The 3,699-nt window shown below is 47.6% G+C and carries 2 protein-coding genes; one reads left to right on the top strand and one right to left on the bottom strand.

What is annotated here, in order from left to right:
* Positions 1–60: 60 nt before the first annotated feature.
* On the bottom strand, positions 61–690 hold the full coding sequence (locus tag QUB06_RS32940) for an AAA-like domain-containing protein (protein ID WP_333438842.1): 630 nt from the start codon (positions 688–690) through the stop codon (positions 61–63).
* Positions 691–981: 291 nt separating this feature from the next.
* Here QUB06_RS32940 and QUB06_RS32935 point away from each other — a divergent pair.
* On the top strand, positions 982–3,699 hold a 2,718-nt coding region (locus QUB06_RS32935; RefSeq protein WP_333438841.1), incomplete at its 3' end, for a Calx-beta domain-containing protein.

Below are 3,699 nucleotides of genomic sequence, written 5' to 3'. Positions count from 1 at the left end.
TTGGGTGAAAATTGTAATAAGCGCACTTTTTTCAGTATAACCGATAATTCATCAACTTATTTATTTTTCATTCCTTACCATCAAACACAGCCAGCGCAGAAATTTATCCAAATTTGTTAAGATTCCTCGGTCTGCCGCGCTCAAATCGAGATATACTGCGTGATAGTTTTCCCGATCGCCCTGAGCTAAAATTCTGGTCATCAATGAAGTTTTGCCCATCATTTCCGGTGCTTTGATCCGAATCAGCGAACCTGGTTTCACAACAGTCTCGCAGCACAAAGATTCAATGTTGCAACGCTCTACATAAAAAGGAGAATCTAATGATACCGAACCTTCGGGAAATTGCAAATTTGCGGTCGCATTCAGTGTGGGCGAAGGCGGATTTGTGTTAGTATATTGACGTAATTCTGGCGAGGGAAATCTCCTTAGAGCTTCTTTGAAATTTTTCTTACTAATTTTTTCTCCTAACGCTTCTGAAAGCTTGTGCCACAATTTGTTACCAACATCTTTGTTGAGGTATTCAGCACTGTAGCCGTAAGTTTTGGCGATTTCATCGTAACTTTTGCCTTCCCAAGAACCTTGAAGGACTTTCATTTCGATGTCGCTGAGAGGTTTGCCGGTATTTTGAGCAAAAATGCGCTCGGCAGATTCTTTGGTTTTGCTCCAAGAGAAGTCTAATTCTGAGTTCATGGGCTCGCCCGCTGAGTACGTATATACGTAAGTATGCAGACTTTTACAAGAGATCTATTGTTCCTGCATGGAGAAAGCGACCCTGACTTTTCCCTATTTTAACTGATTTAACCTGAGTTTTTACTGTCAGTCGTTGTAGAAACGCCTGATTTTACTCCCCTGGTGGGTTTTTTTCTGGGAAAATAAACTGGCTTAGAAGCAAGTTGATTGCCGATCGCCCGATCGCAATTATCGATCGCCTAACCAACAATAGCCGAACCTCGCCAACACCAGGGTATAAGGAGAAAAATTATGGCTGCTACCATTACCGTTAATAGCACAGATGACTCAAATATCAGGAATGCCGTCCTCACCCTCAGAGAGGCAATTCTGGTTGCGAATGGCACTCTGAATGTTCCTGGTTTGACAGTGGCAGAACAAGCGCAAATTAACGGCACTGTCGGTAGTGGTGCCGATCGCGATACGATCGCTTTTAATATCGGGGCGATCGGTTCTCAGCAATTAATTCAGCCTTTATCCGCACTGCCGCCGATCTCCGATCCAGCGATCGTCGATGGTTGGAGTCAAGGCGGCGCGGGCTATAACGGTTTACCACTGGTGGAACTGAGTGGCAACCTCGCCGGAGGTGGGATTGTCGGACTTGATATCACTGCTGGGAACAGTACCGTGCAAGGTTTAGCAATCAACAGATTTGACTTGGCAGGCATCCGCTTGCAAACCAATGGCGGCAATGCGATCGTCAGCAACCACATCGGCACGGATCTTGCGGGTACGATCGATCGGGGCAACCGCAGGGGGATCTGGATTGATGGCGTTCCAGATAATCGGATCGAGAACAACTTAATCTCTGGCAACGACAATTTAAATGTCGGGCTTGGCATCGAGATTTCCGGCATCGCTGCGCGCAACAACCAAGTAATCGGCAACCGTATCGGCACTGATGTTACTGGTACTGTTGCGATCGGCAACAACGCTGGCATCAGCATCCGCAATGCGCCTGAAAACTTGATTCAGGACAACCTGATTTCTGGCAATGGGGGCCTTGGTGGCGGAATTGGGATTAACGGCCCAACTGCCAATCAAAATCGAGTTGTCGGCAACCTCATCGGTACGGATATCACGGGTAATGTAGCGCTAGGAAACACTATCTATGGCATCTCTATTGGCAGCGCTTCTAACAATATTATCGGCGGAACGACGCCTCAAGAACGCAATATCATTTCTGGCAGTCAGACTGCGGGTATTTTTTTTGCAATAGCGCCCACACTTTTAGGCGAACCTTCAGGCGGTGTAGCTGCGACAAACCGAGTTGTCGGCAACTATATCGGCACAAATATCAGCGGTACTGCCGCTTTGGGAAATCCGGTCGGCGTCTTTATCGCTGCTGGCGAAAGTAACATCATCGGTGGCACGACACCGCAAGAAGGCAATGTCATTTCCGGCAATCAAATGGGCGTCTATCTTAATAGCAACGAGGTCACTAACAACCGCGTTATCGGCAATTATATCGGCACGCAAGCTGACGGCAGCACTCCTTTACCCAATACCGTGTACAGTGTCATAGCTCAAGATACTGGGGTTAATAACCGCCTCGGCGGCACCGCAGCAGGAGAAGGAAATACGATCGCATTTAATGCTAGTAACGGCATTCAAGTTACTGGTGGCAACGGCGTAGCAATTTTAGGCAATTCTATCTTTTCTAATAATGGTTTAGGCATCGATCTCGATAACGATGCCGATCCCCTAACTAGCGACGGCGTTACTCCAAACGACTTTGGAGATGCGGATACAGGCGGAAACGGCTTGCAAAATTTCCCGGTGTTAACCTCGACAACTGCTAGTAACGGCAACATTACTATTAGCGGCACTCTCAACAGCATTCCCAATACGAATTTCCGCGTCGAATTTTTTGACAATACTGTTCTAGATCCCAGCGGTAACGGCGAAGGACAAACTTATCTCAACTTTGTTAATCTCATAACTGATGCTGCTGGCAATGCTAATTTTATATCGCCGCCTTTAACTGCAACAGGGGCGATCGTCACTACTGCTACTAACTTAGCAACTAACGATACTTCGGAATTTTCTCAACCTTCCCCTGGCTTACTGCAATTTAGCAATCCCGCTTACACGGTGAATGAAGACGGCACAGTTGTAGGTACTGCAATTACCGTCAATCGCATCGGTGGTAATAAAGGTGCAGTTGGGGCAACGCTGACGCTGACGGATGGTACTGCTGTTGCTGCTGACTACACCAATACGCCGATCGCGATTAACTTTGCCGCCGGCGATACGACACCAAAAATTGTTACTATTCCGATCGCCGATGACGCGATCGACGAAGCTGACGAAACGGTTAATTTATCTCTAACTAATCCAACGGGAAATGCTACAGTTGGCGATCGATACAACAATGCAGTTTTGACAATTGCAGATAACGATAACCCTCCAACTGTCAGCATCGCCCCCGCCACGATTAACCAAGCTGAAGGCAATACAGGCACAACTACCTACAACTACACCGTTAGCCTCTCCAATGCTTCTGGTTTGCCCATTACTGTTAACTACAAGACAGATGACGGTACTGCTACTACGGGCGATCTCGACTACGAAGATAATGACGGTAATCTCATCTTTAATCCATCAGAAGCGCTAACAAAAACGATCGCTGTAATTGTTAACGGCGACACCAAATTCGAGGCGAATGAAACTTTCAGCGTTACCCTCAACAACGCCACCAACGCCACCATCGATCCCGCCGCCAACCAAAGTACGGGCATCATTCTCAATGATGATAGTGATGACTCTAATCCCACAGAAACTCCGACACCAACGCCAACACCAACTCCGACAGAAACGCCTACACCGACACCAACTCCGACACCAACTCCGACAGAAACGCCTACCCCAACACCAACTCCGACACCAACTCCGACAGAAACGCCTACCCCAACACCAACTCCGACACCAACTCCGACAGAAACGCCTACCCCAACACCAACTCCGACA

This window comes from Microcoleus sp. D2_18a_D3, from assembly GCF_036702455.1.
GTDB lineage: Bacteria > Cyanobacteriota > Cyanobacteriia > Cyanobacteriales > Microcoleaceae > Microcoleus.
The sequence above is the reverse complement of the archived record's forward strand: the minus strand, read 5'-3'. Positions and strand labels throughout refer to the sequence as shown.